The organism is Pseudomonas artemisiae, from assembly GCF_057128685.1.
Window position 1 is genome coordinate 23367 of sequence record NZ_JBSKHS010000015.1, and the last position, 18602, is coordinate 41968.

Sequence of the window (18602 nt, forward strand, 5' to 3'; positions counted from 1 at the left end):
GGCGGTAAGCGTGGGCTTGTCTGGCCGTTTCTCAGTCGATCAGACCGCCAGCGTCATAGAACGGGTATGGGCCTGGATAGGCGCCAAGTATTGCCTGGTGGGTCACTAAGCCTTCCTCTGGATGCCAACGGTGCAGCAGGTAGCCTGGCGGTTCCAGGGTGAAATGCGCGGGTGCCTCCGGGCGCAGGTCCAATACGATCTGATGGGACGTTCCTGGGCACACGTTGACCACCGTGCCGCCAAAGCGCTTCTGGATAGGGCGATGCAGGTGCCCGCACAAAAGCCGCTCTACGTGGGCATGGCGGTGGACCACGGCTTCGAAGCCAGCTGCGTTGGCAAAGGGTGCGTGGTCCATATGGCCGATACCGGTGATAAACGGCGGGTGATGAAGCACCAGTAACGTGGGGGTATGAGGCTGTTCGGTCAAGCGTTGATCCAACCAGGCCAGTTGGCGCTCGGTCAGGCCCCCGCCATGGGCGCCGGGTATTGTTGAGTCCAGCCCGATCAACCGTACTGGCAATGCGTCTTCTACCCAATCCAGCGTGTCGCTGGGGTTGTTCACCGGCAAGCAGGCTCGCGAACCGAATGCTGCCAGTAAAGCCTGACGGTCGTCATGATTACCCGGTACCAGGTAAAACGGCATGGCCAGTTGGCCCAGCACAGGGGCTAGCACGGCGTATTCGTTAGCTTGACCGAAATCTACCAGGTCGCCGCTGATGACCACTATGTCTGGTCGGGGCACACAGGCATTAAGGTGAGCCACTAGGCGTTGCAGCGCCCCCAGTGTATCGACCACGCCGTAGCTGAGCTTACCGCCAGCCTTCAAGTGAGGGTCGCTGATCTGTGCAATCAGGAAGGGGCTGCTCATCGCTTGACCTCGCCGTGGCTGGCCGTGCCTTGCAAACAGAACAGGTGATGGGGCGCGATGTTCAGGGCAATCCTGTCCCCCACGCTGTGGGTACCGAACGTTTCGCAATCGACCAGCAACGGCTGCACCCCTCCGATATCCACCATAAGGCGGCTATGGGCACCCTGGAAAAACTGCGCAACCAGGTGCCCATGCAGGTGGCCATTATCCTGCGCAACCTTTAAATGCTCGGGGCGACAGTACAGCGTAGCGGGCACTGTGGCCGCTAACCAGGGTAGCTCGCCGCCTTGCACCTTGGCGCCATTCGCACCTAGGGCAACGACGGGAAAGACGTTAAGGTTGCCAACGAAACCCGCAACGAAAGCATTGGCCGGCTGTTGGTAGATCGTCTGTGGGCTGGCCAGTTGAGTAGCGCGGCCTTGCTCCATTACCAGAATACGATGACCCAGTGCCATGGCCTCACCCTGATCGTGGGTCACGAACACTGCGGTGATGCCCAAATGACGCAGCAATTGATCCAGCTCGCTGCGCAGCCGTTCGCGCAGTTGGGCGTCCAAGGCTGCCAGTGGTTCATCCAGCAACAGCACCCGAGGCCGTGGCGCCAGCGCGCGGGCCAGGGCCACACGCTGACGCTGCCCCCCGGACAGTTCATGGACCGCTCGGCGACCGTGGTCCTGCAAACCGACCAACTCCAGAAGCTCGGTGCAGCGTGTGGCCTGCTCGGCCTTTGACAGGCCGCGGATCTTTAGTCCGTAAGCAACATTGCCAGCCACATCCAGGTTGGGGAACAGCGCATAGTTCTGGAATACCATGCCTACGTCACGGCGCTCGATGGGCAGGGCAGTGACGTCCTGATCGTCGAACAGTACGCGGCCTGAGTCGGGGTGTTCGAGGCCGGCAATCAGGCGCAAGGTGGTGGTTTTGCCGCAGCCAGAGGGGCCCAGAATGGCCAAGGTTTCCCCTGGGTGAATGTGCAGGTCTAAGGCATGCAGGGCCACGGTGCCGTGGTTGAAGGCCTTGCGACAGCCTTCCAGGCGAATAGCGATGCCGGTCATGGGCGGTCTCCACGGGCGAGGTGATGGCTGAGGGTTTGAAGCACGATCAGCAGTGGAACGATCAACAGCAGAAAGATCAGCGTATAGGCGCTGGCGACCTCAAGCCGGGCCGAGGCATAACTGTCTGCCAGGCCCACGGGCAAGGTTTTGGTCATGGGGGTGTGGAGCATCCAGGTCAGGTTGAATTCCCCTAGGGACAGGGTGAGGACCATAAGCATGCCGGCCAGGATGCCAGCGCGGCTATTAGGCAGTACCACGGTAAAGAAGCGTTGCACCGGGCCTGCGCCCAGGCTGGCGGCTGCCTCTTCGAGCAGTGGCAGTTGCTGACGCTGCATCACGGCCATCACTGGGCGAACCAGAAAGGGCAGGGTGAAGATCACATGCCCCACCAGGATGAACAGCCAACTACCTCGAAACGCACCGAATTGCCCATAGGTGAGCAACAGCGCCAGTGCGCTGGCCAGCCCAGGCATGGCCACAGGCAATACCATCAGCTCCTCGAACGCGCGGCTAAAACGGTTATCCATGCGCACAAGCGCATAGGCCGCAGGCACGCCTATCACCACCACACAGGCCCCGCAGGCCACCGCCAGCTCAAGGGAAAGCCAAATGGTAGGTGAGTAGGCTCCCCACACGTGCTTAAGCCAATCCAGGGTCAAGCCACTGGCCAGCGCCCCCTGAAAATAATTACGGGTCAGGCCCGCCAGTAGTGACATTGCGACGGGCACCAGCATAAAGGCGCATATCAAGCACACGAACGCTAACTGCGCATAAAAACCTAGGCCGCGCCTCATAAGGTAGCCCCCGTCTGCCGGATCAGCCGTCTGGCCAATAACAGCGCGGCCCACGTGATCGCGCCTAGCAGCACCGATAGCGCCGCCGCCATGGCGAAATTAGCGTAATTGGTAAACGTGTTGTAGATCGCCACAGGCGTTACGTTCAACTGGGTACCCAAGGTAAAGGCCGTGCCAAACGCGCCCATGGAGGTAGCGAAGCAGATGGCCCCGCAGGACACCAGCGCCGGCGCCAGCCCCGGCACGATGACGTCCAGAACCACGCGCCAGGGGCGAGCACCTAGTGAGCGCGCCGCTTCCTCAAGGCTGCGGTCCAGGGTTTCGCAGGCAGCCATCACGGTAAGGATGACCCGGGGAATGGAGAAATACAGGTAACCGATAAATAACCCGATCAGCGAGTAGGCAAAGACCCAGCGCTGGCCGAACAGGCTCATGCCCAGGCTGGCCGCCAAGCCCTGGCGACCGCCCAACAGGATGATAAGAAACCCTACCACTACACCTGGGAAGGCCAGAGGGAAGGTTAGCAGGGCCACCAAGGCCGAACGCCCCCAGAAACGCTGACGCGCCAAAAAGCACCCTACCACCGCGCCGATCAGCAACGCCGCCGCTGTGACGGCCAGGGCCAGCGCGCAGGTTTGCGCAAGGCTTCCCATGTAGTGTGCGCTGCTTAACACCTGCCAGTAAGCGCTGCCCTGGTTGTCGCGGTGCTGGGCGCCAAGCCCGATCAATCGCACCAGGGGCAATATCCAGAACGCCGCCAGTACAGCCAGGGCGGGGGCCAGCGCCAGGGCTACCGAAGGTGGCAACCGCCAGCGGCGGCGGGCCCAGGCAAGGTTCGGCCGGGCTCGCGTATGCATCACTTGACCTCGCGTGCGTATTGAGCGCTGAACGCCTCCTGGGCAGCGGCCATTTGAGCGTAATCCACCGTGCCGGCCCGGGCGTAATCCGCCTCAGGCAGGAAGCGCTTGGCCACTTCATCGGGCATCTTCACTGGCCGCACAGGACGCAGGTACGCATTGGCCCAAAGCGCCTGGCCCTTATCGGACAGCACGTAATCGAGCACTTTTTCGCCATTGGCGCGGTGGGGGGCGTTTTTAGCCAGGCTCATGACATAAGGCACTGAAACCGTGCCCTCGCTCGGGATCACAAAGGCTACGTTGGCGTTGTCCTTGTAACGTGCCCGATAGGCATTGAAGTCGTAATCCACCAGGATCGGTAACTCACCGGACAACACCCGCGCATAAGCGGTTTGCTTAGGCACGATGGGCGAGTTCTTGGCCAGCTTGCGAAAGAACTCCAGCGCTGGCTCGAAGTTGTCCAGGCTGCCGCCCATGGCGCGGTTGATCGCAACGGCGGTGACGTAACCCACAAACGCACTGGAAGGGTCAAGGTAGCCGACCATGCCTTCGTATTCAGGCTTAAGCAAATCCGCCCAACTCTGGGGCACCGGTTTTCCGCCTAGGGCATCCACATTGATCATCAGGCCGAGGGTGCCGGAGTGAATGGCGAACCAATGCCCTTCAGGGTCTTTGAGCCCAGCAGGGATATCGTCCCAGCCCTTGGGTTTATAGGTGTCGAGCACACCGGCTTTCTGCGCCTGCAGGCCGAAGGTCACGCCGTAATACACCACGTCGTCCATGGGGGCTGCTTGCTCAGCGACCAATTGGGCTAACGCTTGCCCGGAGTTTTTGTTGTCCAGCGGCACCTGTACCCCGGTATCGGCGGCAATGGCCTGCAATTGTGTACCCCAGTCGGCCCACTCGGGTGGGCAGTTGTAACAGATGGCTGTTTCCGCGGCCGGTGCAAGGCGGGCGATGCCCAGCAGTAGGACAGCAGCCAAGGTACTAGCAGACCTTTTCATCAGAGAGTGCTCCAGGTGGTGGCGATGCTTTCGCCGGGGCGGATGTGGCAGGGCAAGCAAACAGAGCAGGGGGCGGCACCGCCGATTTGTGCCAGCAGTTGCCGGATCAGTGCCTGGGCAAGCGCTTCGATGGGTTGCACCACCGAGCACAGTGACGGGTGGATCTGGGTACCCAGGGCAATGCCATCGAACCCCATCACCGACAGGTGTTGCGGCACCTGGCGCCCGCTACGGCGCAGCGCTGCGATCACGCTGATGGCCAGCAGGTCGTTGGAACACACCAATGCCGTGAGCGGATCAGGGCCCTGGAGGTGGGGCAACAGGGCAGCCAGTTCGGCCTGGGTATGGGCGGGCATTTCAATGACCGGCAGGCTAGGCAAAGCGTGAGCGCCCAGGGCGTCGCAATACCCCAGGTAACGCAGGCGCGAGCGGTCCGATTGCAAGGCAGGGCCTGCTACCATGCCGATACGGCGATGGCCATGCTGCACAAGGTATTGGGTAGCCAGGGCCATGCCAGCGCGGTTGTCGACCGATACAGCGCTAAAGTCGGCGCGTTGCGGCTGGTGATAGGCGAGCACGAATGGCGTGGCTTCAGTGCTTAAGGCGTCAAGCAGCGGGTTGTTATGGGCATCGGTCACGGTCAGGGCCAACCCGTCGACCCGCTGGCGCAGCAGCTCTTCCACTACCTCGGCCTCGCGCTCGCCGTTGTAGTCGGTAGTCGCCAATAGCAGGTTGTAACCTTGGGCCCGCGCCGCACGCTCCATGGCCTGGAATTGTTCGGCGAACACTGGATTGAGCAGGTTAGGCACAACCACGCCCAGTAGCCGTGTGGCCTGTTGGCGCAACTGGCGGCCAATATGGTTAGGCCGGAAGCTCAATGCGCGCGCGGCGGCAAACACCTGCTCGCGGGTGGCCTCGCGCACCAGGTCCGGCGAGGCGAAAGCGCGGGCCGCGGTTGCCCGCGATACGCCTGCCAGGTGTGCCACCGCCTTCAAATCCGTCATTTCCGCCTGCTTGAGATCGATCTCATTTAGCGGCGATTGTGCCGGGCGCTGATGGCAGAAAAAGGATGGTTATATTGCAGTTCGATGACTGCGGCGGGTTGTGCTAGGGGCGTTCAGAACGCCGATAACAAAACGCCCCAGGCCAGTGAGGCCTGGGGCGGTATCGAACAACCACTGTCCGGCGCATTCACGCAAGGCCGCCGTTCAGGCGAACGGCCTTGCGAACGTTTAGATCGATTACTCGGTCAGGTCGCCCATGGCAGTGGTGTTGAAGCCGCCGTCCACGTACATGATCTCGCCGCTGATGCCCGAGGCCAGGTCCGAGCAAAGGAAGGCGCCAGCATTGCCCACTTCGTCGATGGTGACGTTGCGGCGCAATGGGGTTTGGGCTTCGTTGGCATCCAGCATCTTGCGGAAATTCTTGATGCCCGAGGCAGCCAGGGTGCGAATCGGCCCAGCGGAAATGGCGTTGACGCGGGTGCCCTCGGCCCCCAGGCTGCGGGCCAGGTAACGCACGCCGGCTTCCAGGCTGGCCTTGGCCATGCCCATCACATTGTAATTGGGCATGGTGCGCTCGGCGCCCAGGTACGACAGGGTCAGCAGGCTGCCATTGCGGCCTTGCATCAGTTCGCGGCCAGCCTTGGCCAAGGCCACGAAGCTGTAGGCGCTGATGTCGTGGGCGATACGGAAGCCTTCACGGGTGGTGGCGCTAGTGAAGTCGCCGTCGAGTTGGTCGCCTGGGGCGAAACCCACGGAGTGAACGATGCAGTCCAGGCCATCCCACTTCTGTGCCAGGGCTTCGAAGACCTTGGCGATCTCTTCGTCGTTGGCCACATCGCACGGGAAGCACAGCTCAGGGTTCGACCCCCAACCGCTGGCGAACTCTTCAACGCGACCTTTGAGCTTTTCGTTCTGATAGGTAAAGGCAAGTTCGGCGCCTTCACGGTGCATGGCCGCGGCAATGCCCGACGCGATGGACAATTTGCTTGCAACACCGACGATCAGTACGCGCTTACCGGCGAGAAAACCCATGTGTTCGTTCCTCTTCTAATTAATCGACAACGGCCGGGGCCATAAAGGCTGCTTCCAGCAGTTGTTGGGTGTAGGGGTGTCGCGGCGCGGCGAAAATCGCCGCTGCCTCCCCTTGTTCTACGACCTGGCCTTGTTTCATGACCATCAACTGATGGCTCAAGGCTTTGACCACAGCCAGGTCATGGCTGATGAATACATACGTCAAGCCGTGCCTGGCCTGCAACGAGCGTAGCAATTCCACCACTTGGCGCTGCACGGTACGGTCCAGCGCCGAGGTAGGCTCATCCAGCACAATCAGCGCTGGCTGCAATACCAGCGCCCGGGCAATGGCCACTCGCTGGCGTTGCCCGCCCGAAAACTCGTGAGGGTAACGGTGCCGGGTGGCTGGGTCCAGGCCCACCTCCCGCAATACCGCGATAATCGCCGCTTCTTGCTCCTGGGGTGTACCGATGCCGTGAATGCGCAAGCCTTCCCCCACGATCTGGCCGACGCTCATGCGCGGGCTCAGGCTGCCGAAGGGGTCTTGGAAGACCACTTGCAGCTCTCGCCTCAAGGGCCGTACCTGGGCCCTACCCAACCCTTGCAAGTCTGTCCCGTGAAAATGAATGTCGCCCTGGCTCTGGATAAGCCGAAGGATCGCCAGGCCAAGGGTGGACTTACCCGAACCGCTTTCGCCTACCACCCCAAGGGTTTGCCCACGGCGCAGGGAAAAGCCTACGCCATCCACGGCCTTGATCTGGTCGCTGACCCGCCGCAGCAAGCCTTTGCGCACCGGGAACCACACTTTCAGGTCACGCACGGCCAACAGCGGTTCGGCCAGCGGAGCGTCTACCGGGCGGCCATCAGGCTCGGCCGCCAGCAACTCCTGGGTGTACGGGTGCGTGGGTTGGCGGAACAACACCTCGCTCGTAGCCTGTTCGACGATGGAACCGCGCTGCATGACACATACCCGGTGAGCGATTCTGCGCACCAGGTTCAAATCATGGCTGATCAGCAACATGGCCATGCCCAACTGGGCCTGCAAACCTTTGAGCAGCTCAAGAATGCGCAGCTGCACGGTAACGTCCAAGGCCGTGGTGGGCTCGTCGGCAATCAACAGCTCAGGCTCGTTGGCCAAGGCCATGGCGATCATCACCCGTTGCCGCTGCCCGCCAGAGAGTTCGTGGGGCAGGGCGCGCAGCCGCCGAGCAGGGTCGGGAATGCCCACGAGTGTGAGCAGCTCCAGGATGCGCGCCCGTGCGGCCTCGCCCACCAGCCCTTTGTGCAGCGCCAGGACCTCGGCCAGTTGCTTTTCGATGCTGTGCAGCGGGTTTAGCGAGGTCATCGGCTCTTGGAAGATCATGGCGATGCGGTTGCCACGAATGCCCTGAAGGGTACGCTCCGGCGCCTGCAGCAGGTCATGCCCGGCGTAGTGGATTTCCCCACTGGGGTGACGGGCCAGCGGGTAGGGCAGCAGGCGCAGGATCGAATGCGCCGTAACCGATTTGCCCGACCCGCTTTCGCCTACCAGAGCCAGGGTTTCGCCACGGCGGATGTCAAAGCTCACGTTGTTGACCGCGCGCTGGGGGTGCTCGCCGCCGGTGAATTCCACCGCCAGGTTGCGGATTTCGATCAAGGTGTCAGTGGTCATGTCATTTCCTTGGATCGAAAGCATCGCGAGCCGCTTCGCCGATAAACACCAACAGGCTGAGCATCAGTGCCAGCACGCAGAAGGCACTCAAGCCCAGCCAGGGCGCCTGCAGGTTTGCCTTGGCCTGGCCTACCAGCTCTCCCAGGGAGGGCGAGCCTGCTGGCAAGCCGAAGCCCAGAAAATCCAGCGCGGTGAGGGTACCGATGGCCCCGGTAAGAATGAAGGGCAGGTAGGTCATGGTGGAGACCATGGCGTTGGGCAAAATATGGTGGAACATGATCGGGCCATCCTTCATGCCTAGGGCTCGGGCCGCGCGCACGTATTCCAGGTTGCGACCGCGCAAAAACTCCGCGCGCACCACATCCACCAGGCTCATCCAGGAAAACAACAGCATGATCCCCAGCAGCCACCACACGTTGGGCTGCACGAAGCTCGCCAGGATGATCAGGAGGTACAACACTGGCAACCCGGACCACACCTCGATAAAGCGCTGCCCGGCCAGGTCCACCCAGCCGCCATAAAAGCCTTGGAGCGCGCCGGCCAGCACCCCGACTACTGAACTGAGCGCGGTCAGGGTAAGGGCGAACACGACCGAGATACGAAAGCCATAGATCACACGGGCAAGCACGTCACGCCCCTGGTCATCGGTGCCCAACCAGTTTTGCCGGGACGGCGGCGCTGGGGTGGGTACCTTCAGCTCGTAGTTGATGCTTTGGTAGCTGAAAGGGATGGGGGGCCACAGCGTCCAGGCACCTTGGCGTTCCAGCAAATTGCGTACATAAGGGCTTTTGTAATTGGCCTCCAGGGGGAATTCACCGCCGAAGGCGGTTTCCGGATAGCGCTTGAAGGCGGGAAAATACCAGCTGTCGTTCATATGAATCGCCAAGGGCTTGTCATTGGCGATCAGCTCGGCGCCCAGGCTAAGCACGAACAGCGAGGCGAACAACCACAGGGACCACCAGCCGCGCTTGTGGGCCTTGAAAAGTTGCAGCCTTCGCCGATTGAGAGGGGAGAGGGCCATTAGTGCTTCCTGCCTTCAAAATCGATACGCGGGTCTACAAAGGTGTAGGTGAGGTCACCAATGAGTTTCACCAGCAGGCCCACCAGGGTGAAGATAAACAGCGTGCCGAACACCACCGGGTAATCCCGGTTGATGGCCGCCTCGAAGCTCATCAGGCCCAGACCATCCAAGGAGAAAATCACCTCGATCAACAGCGAGCCGGTAAAGAAGATGCCGATGAACGCCGAGGGGAAGCCTGCGACCACCAGCAGCATGGCGTTGCGGAACACATGGCCATACAGCACCCGGCGCCTGCTCAGGCCCTTGGCCCGCGCGGTGATCACGTACTGCTTGCCGATTTCGTCGAGAAAGCTGTTCTTGGTGAGCAGGGTCATGGTGGCGAAGTTGCCGATCACCAAGGCCGTTACCGGCAGCGCCAGGTGCCAGAAGTAATCGCGCACCTTGCCCAGCAGGCTCAACTGGTCGAAATCGTTGGAGGTCAAGCCGCGCAATGGGAACCAGTGCAGGTAGCTACCGCCTGCGAACAACACGATCAACAAAATGGCGAACAGGAACGCCGGTACCGCGTAGCCCACCACGATGGCCGAGCTGGTCCACACATCGAAGGCCGAACCGTGCCGCGTGGCCTTGGCGATGCCCAAGGGGATGGACACCAGGTACATGATCAGCGTACTCCACAGCCCCAAAGAAATGGACACGGGCATTTTTTCCAGAATCAGGTCCGTGACCTTGGCATCGCGGAAGAAGCTTTCACCGAAGTCCAGCCGGGCGTAGTGCTTGATCATGATCCACAGCCGCTCGGGGGCAGGCTTATCGAAGCCGTATTGGCGCTCGATTTCCGCGATCAGCGCAGGGTCCAGGCCTTGGGCGCCGCGGTAAGTGGAACCCGCCACGGCGACCTCCGCGCCACCGCCGCCGATACGGCTGGTGGCGCCCTCGAAGCCTTCAAGCTTGGCGATGGTCTGCTCCACTGGCCCCCCAGGGGCGGCCTGGATGATCACAAAGTTGATCACCAGAATGCCCAGCAGCGTGGGTATGATCAGCAACAGGCGGCGTATCAGATAGGCCAGCATCAGTTGGCCTCCTTGGCCGGTTTGGCCCACCAGGTGCTCAGGCCGATGTCATAACGCGGCGGCTTGGGCGGGTGGGCGAAGTTGTTCCAGTACGCCACGCGCCAGGCATCGATATGCCAGTTGGGAATCAGGATCGCGTTCCAGGACAGTACCCGGTCCAAGGCCTTGGCGTGGGTGATCAGGCTGGCGCGGGAGTCGGCGTTGATCAGCCCTTCGACCAGTTGGTCTACTACTGGGTCCTTCAGGCCCATGAAGTTACGGCTACCCGGGTTGTCTGCCGCGCTACTGGACCAATAACCACGCTGCTCGTTACCGGGTGACGCGGACTGCGGGAAGCTGGCCACGATCATGTCGAAGTCTCGCGAACGCAACCGGTTAACGTACTGGGACATGTCCACCCGGCGCAGCACCAGCTCGATGCCCAGGTCCTTGAGGTTGCGTTTATAGGGCAGCAACACCCGCTCGAAGTCCGGTTGCACCATCAAAAACTCGATCACCGCAGGCTTACCACTGGCATCGAGCATGCGGTCGCCTTCAATGTGCCAGCCGGCTTCCTGAAGCAAGCGATAGGCTTCCCGTTGCTGTTCCCGGATCATCCCGCTGCCGTCGGTAACCGGGTTGCTCCAGGCCTTGGTAAACACGTGCGGCGCAACCTCCTCCTTGAAGGGTTCCAGCAGCTTGAGCTCATCCGGCCCCGGCAGCCCACGCGCGGCCATTTCGGAGTTTTCGAAAAAACTGCTATTGCGTTTGTAAGCGCCATTGAATAGCTGTTTGTTGGTCCACTCGAAGTCCAGTAACAAGGCCAGGGCCTGGCGTACCCGCACATCGGTGAACAGCGCGCGTCGCTGGTTGAACACGAAGCCTTGCATGCCGGTGGGGCTGCCGTTGGGGATTTCCTCCCGTACCAGTCGGCCTTCGCGAACCGCCGGTATGTCATAGGCCGTGGCCCAGTTCTTGGCGATCATCTCCTGCCAGTAGTCGAACTGCCCGGCCTTGAGCGCTTCCAGGGCCACGGTGGTGTCCCGGTAATAGTCATACACCAGCGTATCGAAGTTGTATTGGCCGCGATTGACGGGGAGGTCCTTGGCCCAGTAGTCCTTCACCCGCTCCAATCGAACCGAACGGCCTGCCTGCACCTGGCCTACGCGGTAGGGCCCGCTGCCCATTGGAATCTCCAAGTCGCCGCGTTCGAAGTCCCGTCCTTCCCAAGCGTGCTTGGGGAGCACGGGTAACTGCCCGAGAATCAGCGGTAGCTCACGGTTGGCGTTGCCCTTGAATTTGAACAGTACCTGCAACGGGTTTTCCACTGCCACTTCAGCGACGTCCGCGTAATAGCTGCGGTAAAAAGGCGAGCCATGGGCTGTAAGTGTGTTGAAGGTAAAGGCAACGTCCTCCGCTCGCATTGGGTGGCCGTCATGGAAGCGGGCTTCGGGCCGCAGGTAGAACCTGACCCAGGTGTGGTCCGGCGCCCGCTCGATCCGGGACGCGACCAGGCCATATTCGGTCATGGGTTCGTCCAGCCCCTGAACCGCAAGGGTGTCGTAGATCTGGCTTAGGCCCTCGGCGGGTACACCCTTGCTGATAAAGGGGTTAAGGGTATCGAAACCGCCAATGGCCGCCTGACGGAAGGTGCCGCCTTTGGGGGCATCCGGGTTTACATAGTCAAAATGGGTAAAGCCGGCTGGGTAGCGGGGTGGCTCATCGTATAAGGTGATGGCGTGCTGGTCGGCACCTTGGGCCAGGCTAACGGTGGCCATCAGCAGCAGGCCACACCCCAGGCGGGCCATGGCTGGGTGAAACGTCATTGGGTCTTCTCCAGTTTCTTGAGCCACCAGGTGTTCAACGCCAGCGCGTACGGCGGGGTGGCCCTGAAATCGAAACGGTTGCGGTAGGCCAGGCGGTGATAGTCAAGGTACCAGTTCGGGACCATATAGTGCTGCCAGAGCAGTACACGGTCCAAGGCACGGGCCGCGGCCACCTGCTCCTCGCGGGTGCCGGCCGCCAACAGTTGCTCCAGCAAACGGTCCACTACCGGGTTGGCGATACCGGCGTAATTCTTGCTGCCCTTGATACCCACTTGGCTGGAATGAAAGTACTGCCACTGCTCCAGCCCAGGGCTGAGGGTTTGGCCAAGGGTCATCAGGATCATGTCGAAGTCGAACTGATCCAGGCGTTGCTTGTACTGAGCGCGGTCGACGGTGCGAACGTTAGCTTCGATGCCCACACGCTGCAGGTTTTCCATATAGGGCTCCAGGATGCGCTCCAAGGTTGGGTTCACCAACAGCAGTTCCAGGCGCAGGGGCTGGCCTGCGCGGTCGCGCAGTTGGCCGTCCTGGTAGGCCCAGCCCGCGTCGCTGAGCAGCGCTATGGCCGCGCGCAGGTTGTCGCGGCCAATGCCGTTGCCTTCGGTATGGGGCACCTGGAAGGGCTCGGTCAACAGCTGCGCTGGCAACCGGTCGCGCCAGGGCGCCAGTAAAAGCCATTGCGCGCCGGTAGGCACACCGGTGGCGGCGAACTCGCTGTTGGGGTAGTAACTGGCGGCGCGTTTGTACGCGCCACTGAACAACGCCCGGTTCGTCCATTCAAAATCAAATAGCAACCCCAGCGCCTGGCGTACCCGGATATCGCTGAAGCGAGCGTGACGGGTATTGATAAACAGCCCCTGGGTTTGCGTGGGGATGCGGTGGGTGATCTCCCGTTTGACCACCGTGCCCTGGGCTACTGCGGGGAAGTCATAGCCATTGGCCCAGTTCTTGGCTTGGTGTTCGATATAAATGTCGAACTCCCCAGCCTTGAAGGCTTCGAAGGCCACGTTGCTGTCCCGGTAAAACTCCACCTCCACCCGGTCGAAGTTGTATTTGCCTTTGTTGACCGCCAGGTTGCGGCCCCACCAATCCTTGACGCGCTCGAACACCAGGCGCCGCCCTGGCATTACCTGGGTAATACGGTAAGGGCCACTGGTCACGGGCGGGTCGAAGGTAGTGGCTTGGAAATCTCGGCCTTGCCAATAGTGGCGGGGTAGTACAGGCATTTCCCCAAGCCGCAGGATCAATAACGGGTTGCCACTGCGCTTGAACACAAAGCGCACCCGGTGCGGCCCAAGCTGATCTACCCGTTGCACTTCTTGCAGGCTGGTGCGGTATTGAGGGTGGGCTTGCTCGAGCAAGGTACGGTAAGAGAAGGCCACGTCTGCTGCCGTAATGGGGTGCCCGTCATTGAAGCGCGCCTCGGGCCGCAGGTTGAACACTACCCAGCTACGGTCATCGGCGTACTCCACGGAGCGGGCGATCAGACCGTAGCTGGACGTAGGCTCATCCCCGGCGGGGTCGTATTGGCCCGTTCCTACCATCAGCGGCTCGTTCAGTTCGCTCACGCCATATTGCAGGAAGTTGCCGGTGGCGGCCGGGCTGGTGCCTTTGAAGGTATAGGGGTTGAGGGTATCGAAGGTCCCAGCGGCCATGATGCGCAGGGTGCCGCCCTTGGGCGCGTTGGGGTTGGCCCAGTCGAAATGGGTAAAGCGCGGGGGGTATTTAAGGGTGCCGAACTGAGCGTAGCCGTGGCTTTCTATTCGCGTGGCCTGGGCAGGGCCGGACAGCATCAAACCAAGTAAAAAAAGAGATAGCGCACGCATCAGGTCACGGCTTCAGAAGTGGCCAGGCGGTACAGTATCAGAGTCGCCGGGCCTTGGCAGCCTGCTGGCGCCAGGCCCGGTGAGAATCAGCGGTCGGTGTACACCGTCAGGGTTTGGCCAGGGCGCAGCGCCTTGCCCAAGCGGGGGTTCCAGCGCTTGAGGTGCTGAGGCGGCACGTTGAAACGCTTGGCCACCAAGTAATACGAATCCCCCTTGCGAACGCGGTACTGAGTGCTGCGCTTGGCGCTGGCAGTCTCGGTGGGGCTGGCCTTGTTCGCTTGGGCTCCACCTTGCATTACCAGCATCTGGCCGGTCTTCAGGCGCTTACCGGTGAGCCGGTTCCAGCGCTGCAGGTCGCTCACACTGACCTTGTTGGCCTTGGCGATGGAGGTAAGGTTGTCGCCCGAACGTACACGGTAGGCTCGCCGCGGCGCGGGGGCCACGCTTGCTACCTGCTCGAACACCTGCTGGCGCGGGCGCAAGGTCAGCAGTTGCTCGGGGTTCATGGACGACAGGCTATCGGCCAGCAGCTGCGCCTTGGCAGTGGGCACCAGCAAGTGCTGTGGACGATCCAGGGTTACGCGCTTCTTGAAGGCAGGGTTGAGCTGGTACAGCTCGTCCTCGTCGATATCGGCCAGTGCGGCCACGCGGGCCAGGTCCAGCCGCTGGTTGATCTCCACCACCTTGAAATAGGGCTCGTTGGCGATGGGCTCCAGATCCAGGCCATAAGCCTGGGGCGAGGACACCACCTCTGTAAGGGCCAGCAACTTGGGCACGTAGTCGCGGGTTTCCTGGGGCAGTGGCAGGTTCCAATAGTCGGTGGGCAGGCCAAGTTTTTCATTGCGTTCGATGGCTCGGCTAACCGTACCTTCGCCAGCATTGTAGGCCGCTAGCGCAAGTAGCCAGTCGCCATTGAACATGTCATGAAGCTTGGTGAGGTAGTCCAGGGCAGCAGTGGTGGAAGCGGTTACGTCCTGGCGACCGTCGTACAGGTTGGTCTGACGCAGGTTGAAGTAACGCCCGGTGGACGGGATAAACTGCCACAGCCCCACTGCGTTGGCGCGGGACAGCGCCATGGGGTTGTAGGCGCTTTCGATGACCGGCAGCAAGGCCAGTTCCAGCGGCATGTTGCGCTCTTCCAGGCGCTCGACGATGTAGTGCAAGTAGAGGCTGCCACGGTCGGCCGAGCTGAGCAGGAATTGAGGGTTGCTGACGAACCACAGCCGCTGCTGCTCCACCCGCGGGTTGACGTCTATGCCGTCTTGCAGTTGGAAGCCATCGCGCATGCGAGTCCACAAGTCCTGGGGCTGTTCTTTGTTGTGCGCCACCTGGAAGATCGGCTTGGGCTTGACCCGTTTGATCACTGCGGAAGCGCGCGCCGGGGCGGGGCTGTCTTCCACGTGGGCCGCGCTTTGGCACCCCACCAGCGCGGCGGACATGGCCAGGGCGATTGCCTGACCAAGCCGGGTGAGGGCGCGGGAGGAGGGCATGCGGGAAGTGGAAGATGACATTGGTGAAGGGCTTGTCCGAGCAAAAAGGTGCGGGGATTCTAGGAACGGGGGGTAGGTGGGTCAACCTTTGAAAATCCGCCGTGCCTTTCCAGCCCTTTTTAAAAATGGTCTTTCCAGGCGCGCAACGCCTTGAATACAGCGGCCTCGCCGGTCAGTTGCAGGCCTTCACGCTGCTGCAATTTTTCTTTAATGGATGTTTCAGCAACCCGTAAAAAGGGGTTAGTAGCCTTTTCCAGGGCCAGGGTACTGGGCAGGGTGATCTCATTGCGTTCCCGCTTCGCGTTCACCTCGGCCAGGCGCTCGGCCAGGGCCGTATTGCCGGGCTCTACCGCCTGGGCGAAGCGCAGGTTGCTCAGGGTGTATTCGTGGGCACAGTACACCTGCGTTTCGTCGGTCAGGGAGGCAAGCTTGCAGAGCGAGGCGTGCATCTGCTCGGGCGTGCCTTCGAACAGCCGCCCGCAACCGCCCGCGAAGAGGGTATCTCCGCTGAACACCAGCGGTTGATCAGCGCCTTGATGGGCAAAGGCTATGTGCCCGGCGGTATGGCCAGGGACGCGCAGCACCTTCAGGCCCAGCCCCAGCACGACCAGGTAGCCCCCGTCGACCAGCGGCTGGTCCAGGCCAGGAATGGCTTCGTCGGCAGGCCCCACCACCGTGGCCCCTGTGCGTTGCTTCAAGGCCAGTACACCGCCGGTATGGTCGTGATGGTGATGGGTTACCAGAATGTGCTCTAGCACCCAACCGGGCCGTTCATCCAGCCAGCGCTCCACCGGGGCAGCATCGCCTGGGTCGACCACCGCGCAACGGCGAGTTGTTTCGTCGCTTAGCATCCAGATGTAGTTATCCGAGAATGCTGGCAGGGCGCTGATCTGTATCATGCTGGTTTCCGATAGGCTTGGGATATACGCTATCTTAGGCGCGGATGATCCTGGGGAGAACCCGGAAGGAGCGGCAATGACAGATACGCCATTCGCACAGGCCGACCCGCGCTGGGTCGAGCTTATTGGCCAGGCCAGGGAATGGTTCGACGGGCCATTGGGCCAGCTGTTGTTGCGCGAGGAGCACCGTGTACTCTGCGCCGAACTGGAAAAATTCTTCGGCGGCTACCTGGTGCACTATGGCCCCCATGCCGATGCCCCGCCCATGGCGGCACGCATTCAGCATCATGTGCGCATAGGCGCGCCCTTTCCAGGGGTGCAAATCGCCTGCGAGGAGCAAGCCTGGCCTTTGGGCGAACATGCCGCGGACCTGGTTGTGCTGCAGCATGGGCTGGATTTCTCCCTCTCGCCCCATGGGTTGCTACGCGAAGCCGCACATGCCGTACGGCCTGGTGGGCATTTGGTTATCGTGGGTATCAACCCTTGGAGCCCCTGGGGCGCCCGGCACGCCTTCGCCAGCGGGGCCCTGGGCAAGGCCCGTTGCATCTCCGCCTCCAGGGTAGGGGACTGGCTGAACCTGCTGGGCTTCGCGCTGGAGAAAAAGCGCTTCGGGTGCTATTGTCCGCCGCTTGCCTCGCCGGCCTGGCAGGCCCGCATGGCCGGGTGGGAGCGCGTTGCCGGCCAGTGGCAAAGTGCTGGCGGCGGCTTCTATGTGTTAGTGGCACGCAAGCTGGTGGTAGGCCTGCGACCGCTGCGTCAACCACGCCGCGAGCCCATGGGCAAGTTGCTGCCTTTGCCCTTGGCCAAGCTCAACCGGCGAGACGGCGGCCAGTAGGCAGGCGCGTACCCTAGGCACAAAGCACCGCTTTTAGTAGGCAAGCCTGAGCAAGGTTGTGTTTCCGATACAGGTCAATCAATGAGCGAAGTCATAGACGTTTACACCGACGGTGCCTGCAAGGGCAACCCTGGGCCCGGCGGCTGGGGTGCGCTGCTGGTATACAAAGGCGTGGAGAAAGAACTGTGGGGGGGCGAAACCACTACCACCAATAACCGCATGGAGCTTACCGCGGCCATTCGGGCATTGGAGGAGCTCAAACGCCCCTGTCAGGTCAACCTGGTCACTGACTCCGAATACGTTATGAAAGGGGTCCAGCAATGGATGCCCAACTGGAAGAAGCGTGGTTGGAAGACTGCCGCCCGCGAGCCTGTGAAGAACGCGGACCTATGGCAGGCGTTGGACGCCCAGGTCGGTCGTCATACCGTGAGCTGGCAGTGGGTACGTGGGCACAACGGCCACCCAGGTAACGAGCGCGCCGATGCACTGGCCAATCGGGGCGTGGACGACGTGCGCGGCCTGCGCCAGAAGGTGGCGCCATGAGCCAGCCTACCACCGCCACGCGGATCATCATGCTGGATACCGAAACCACGGGTATGCCGGTCACCGATGGTCACCGCGTTCTGGAAATCGGCTGTGTGGAAGTAATAGGCCGCCGTTTCACTGGCCGTAACTTCCATCTCTACCTCCAGCCTGATCGAGAAAGCGACGAGGGCGCCATTGGCGTTCACGGCATCACCTCCGAATTTCTTCGGGACAAGCCTCGCTTTGCCGACGTCGCCGACGAGTTTTATGACTACATCCAAGGCGCCACCCTGGTGATTCATAACGCTGCGTTTGACGTGGGCTTTCTCAACAACGAATTTTCTCTACTCGGCCAGGCCGACCGGGCCGACCTGAGCCAATACTGCACCATCGTCGACTCCCTGGGCCTGGCGCGAGCGCGTCACCCCGGCCAGCGCAACAGCCTCGATGCCTTGTGCAAGCGCTACGGTATCGACCTGAGCGAGCGTACCCTCCACGGGGCACTGCTCGATGCCGAGTTGCTGGCAGATGTATACCTGGCCATGACGGGAGGGCAGACCAGCCTGTCCTTGGCCGGTCATAATGAAAACGATAATGGTGGCAGCGAAGAAGTCAGCCAGGTCCGTCGGTTGCCAAGTACCCGGCGTGGGCGGGTCGTGGTAGCGACCGAAGTCGAGCGGGCCGCTCATGCCGCGCACCTTGAACGAATTGCCAAGGCCAGTGGCGCGGCGGCTTTGTGGGTAGACCTGTAGGGGCGAGCACAGCTCGCGAATGCCCTGTTCGCCAGCCTTGCTGGCTCCTACGACATATGAAACATCACCACGTGTTTGCGAGCGGACACGCGACGCCGACTGGTCTGAAGGAGCGCTAATCGCCTGTAGGAG

At 61.7% G+C, this 18602-nt stretch carries 17 protein-coding genes; 3 read left to right on the forward strand and 14 right to left on the reverse strand.

Going from position 1 to position 18602, the window contains the following annotated elements; translation table 11 throughout:
* Window positions 1-31: 31 nt before the first annotated feature.
* The 14 genes from ACWKV4_RS16555 to gloB all read right to left on the reverse strand — a co-directional run bounded on the left by ACWKV4_RS16555 (window position 32) and on the right by gloB (window position 16358).
* Window positions 32-868: a phosphodiesterase gene (locus ACWKV4_RS16555; RefSeq protein ID WP_483833233.1), complete on the reverse strand. Its 837-nt coding sequence runs from the start codon at window positions 866-868 to the stop codon at window positions 32-34.
* Window positions 865-1923 (reverse strand): ABC transporter ATP-binding protein, encoded by a 1059-nt coding sequence (locus tag ACWKV4_RS16560; RefSeq protein ID WP_483833232.1) that lies wholly within the window; start codon window positions 1921-1923, stop codon window positions 865-867. Before ACWKV4_RS16560 ends, ACWKV4_RS16555 begins: the two co-directional genes overlap by 4 nt.
* Window positions 1920-2717, reverse strand: a complete 798-nt coding sequence (locus ACWKV4_RS16565) for an ABC transporter permease (RefSeq protein WP_483833231.1) — start codon at window positions 2715-2717, stop codon at window positions 1920-1922. The genes ACWKV4_RS16560 and ACWKV4_RS16565 overlap by 4 nt, the downstream gene beginning before the upstream one ends.
* On the reverse strand, window positions 2714-3574 hold the full coding sequence (locus ACWKV4_RS16570; protein WP_483833230.1) for an ABC transporter permease: 861 nt from the start codon (window positions 3572-3574) through the stop codon (window positions 2714-2716). Before ACWKV4_RS16570 ends, ACWKV4_RS16565 begins: the two co-directional genes overlap by 4 nt.
* Window positions 3574-4578, reverse strand: coding sequence for an ABC transporter substrate-binding protein (locus tag ACWKV4_RS16575; RefSeq protein ID WP_483833229.1), 1005 nt, complete (start codon window positions 4576-4578; stop codon window positions 3574-3576). Before ACWKV4_RS16575 ends, ACWKV4_RS16570 begins: the two co-directional genes overlap by 1 nt.
* Entirely contained in the window at window positions 4578-5582 is a 1005-nt protein-coding gene (locus ACWKV4_RS16580) for a substrate-binding domain-containing protein (RefSeq protein WP_483833228.1), read from the reverse strand. Before ACWKV4_RS16580 ends, ACWKV4_RS16575 begins: the two co-directional genes overlap by 1 nt.
* 237 nt (window positions 5583-5819) lie before the next feature.
* Window positions 5820-6614 (reverse strand): enoyl-ACP reductase FabI, encoded by a 795-nt coding sequence (gene fabI / locus ACWKV4_RS16585; protein WP_483833227.1) that lies wholly within the window; start codon window positions 6612-6614, stop codon window positions 5820-5822.
* Between the two features lie 19 nt (window positions 6615-6633).
* Window positions 6634-8244 carry an ABC transporter ATP-binding protein gene (locus ACWKV4_RS16590; RefSeq protein WP_483833226.1) on the reverse strand — a complete coding sequence of 537 codons (1611 nt, stop codon included), beginning with the start codon at window positions 8242-8244 and terminating at the stop codon, window positions 6634-6636.
* Window position 8245: 1 nt separating this feature from the next.
* The gene (locus ACWKV4_RS16595) at window positions 8246-9265 is read right to left on the reverse strand and encodes an ABC transporter permease (RefSeq protein ID WP_483833225.1); all 1020 of its coding nucleotides are present in this window, start codon (window positions 9263-9265) and stop codon (window positions 8246-8248) included.
* Window positions 9265-10338, reverse strand: a complete 1074-nt coding sequence (locus ACWKV4_RS16600; RefSeq protein WP_483833224.1) for a microcin C ABC transporter permease YejB — start codon at window positions 10336-10338, stop codon at window positions 9265-9267. Before ACWKV4_RS16600 ends, ACWKV4_RS16595 begins: the two co-directional genes overlap by 1 nt.
* Window positions 10338-12143 (reverse strand): extracellular solute-binding protein, encoded by a 1806-nt coding sequence (locus ACWKV4_RS16605; protein ID WP_483833223.1) that lies wholly within the window; start codon window positions 12141-12143, stop codon window positions 10338-10340. The genes ACWKV4_RS16600 and ACWKV4_RS16605 overlap by 1 nt, the downstream gene beginning before the upstream one ends.
* Window positions 12140-13969: an extracellular solute-binding protein gene (locus ACWKV4_RS16610; protein ID WP_483833222.1), complete on the reverse strand. Its 1830-nt coding sequence runs from the start codon at window positions 13967-13969 to the stop codon at window positions 12140-12142. The genes ACWKV4_RS16605 and ACWKV4_RS16610 overlap by 4 nt, the downstream gene beginning before the upstream one ends.
* 86 nt (window positions 13970-14055) lie before the next feature.
* Window positions 14056-15480, reverse strand: a complete 1425-nt coding sequence (locus ACWKV4_RS16615) for a transglycosylase SLT domain-containing protein (RefSeq protein ID WP_483833221.1) — start codon at window positions 15478-15480, stop codon at window positions 14056-14058.
* A gap of 98 nt (window positions 15481-15578) precedes the next feature.
* Entirely contained in the window at window positions 15579-16358 is a 780-nt protein-coding gene (gene gloB, locus ACWKV4_RS16620) for a hydroxyacylglutathione hydrolase (RefSeq protein ID WP_483833220.1), read from the reverse strand.
* 76 nt (window positions 16359-16434) lie between these two features.
* Between gloB and ACWKV4_RS16625 the strand changes: the two genes are divergently transcribed.
* From ACWKV4_RS16625 to dnaQ, 3 genes are all read left to right on the forward strand, one after another.
* Window positions 16435-17193: a methyltransferase domain-containing protein gene (locus ACWKV4_RS16625; protein ID WP_483833219.1), complete on the forward strand. Its 759-nt coding sequence runs from the start codon at window positions 16435-16437 to the stop codon at window positions 17191-17193.
* 81 nt (window positions 17194-17274) lie between these two features.
* The gene (gene rnhA, locus ACWKV4_RS16630; RefSeq protein ID WP_483833218.1) at window positions 17275-17736 is read left to right on the forward strand and encodes a ribonuclease HI; all 462 of its coding nucleotides are present in this window, start codon (window positions 17275-17277) and stop codon (window positions 17734-17736) included.
* Entirely contained in the window at window positions 17733-18470 is a 738-nt protein-coding gene (dnaQ, locus tag ACWKV4_RS16635; protein ID WP_483833217.1) for a DNA polymerase III subunit epsilon, read from the forward strand. Before rnhA ends, dnaQ begins: the two co-directional genes overlap by 4 nt.
* Window positions 18471-18602 lie beyond the last annotated feature (132 nt).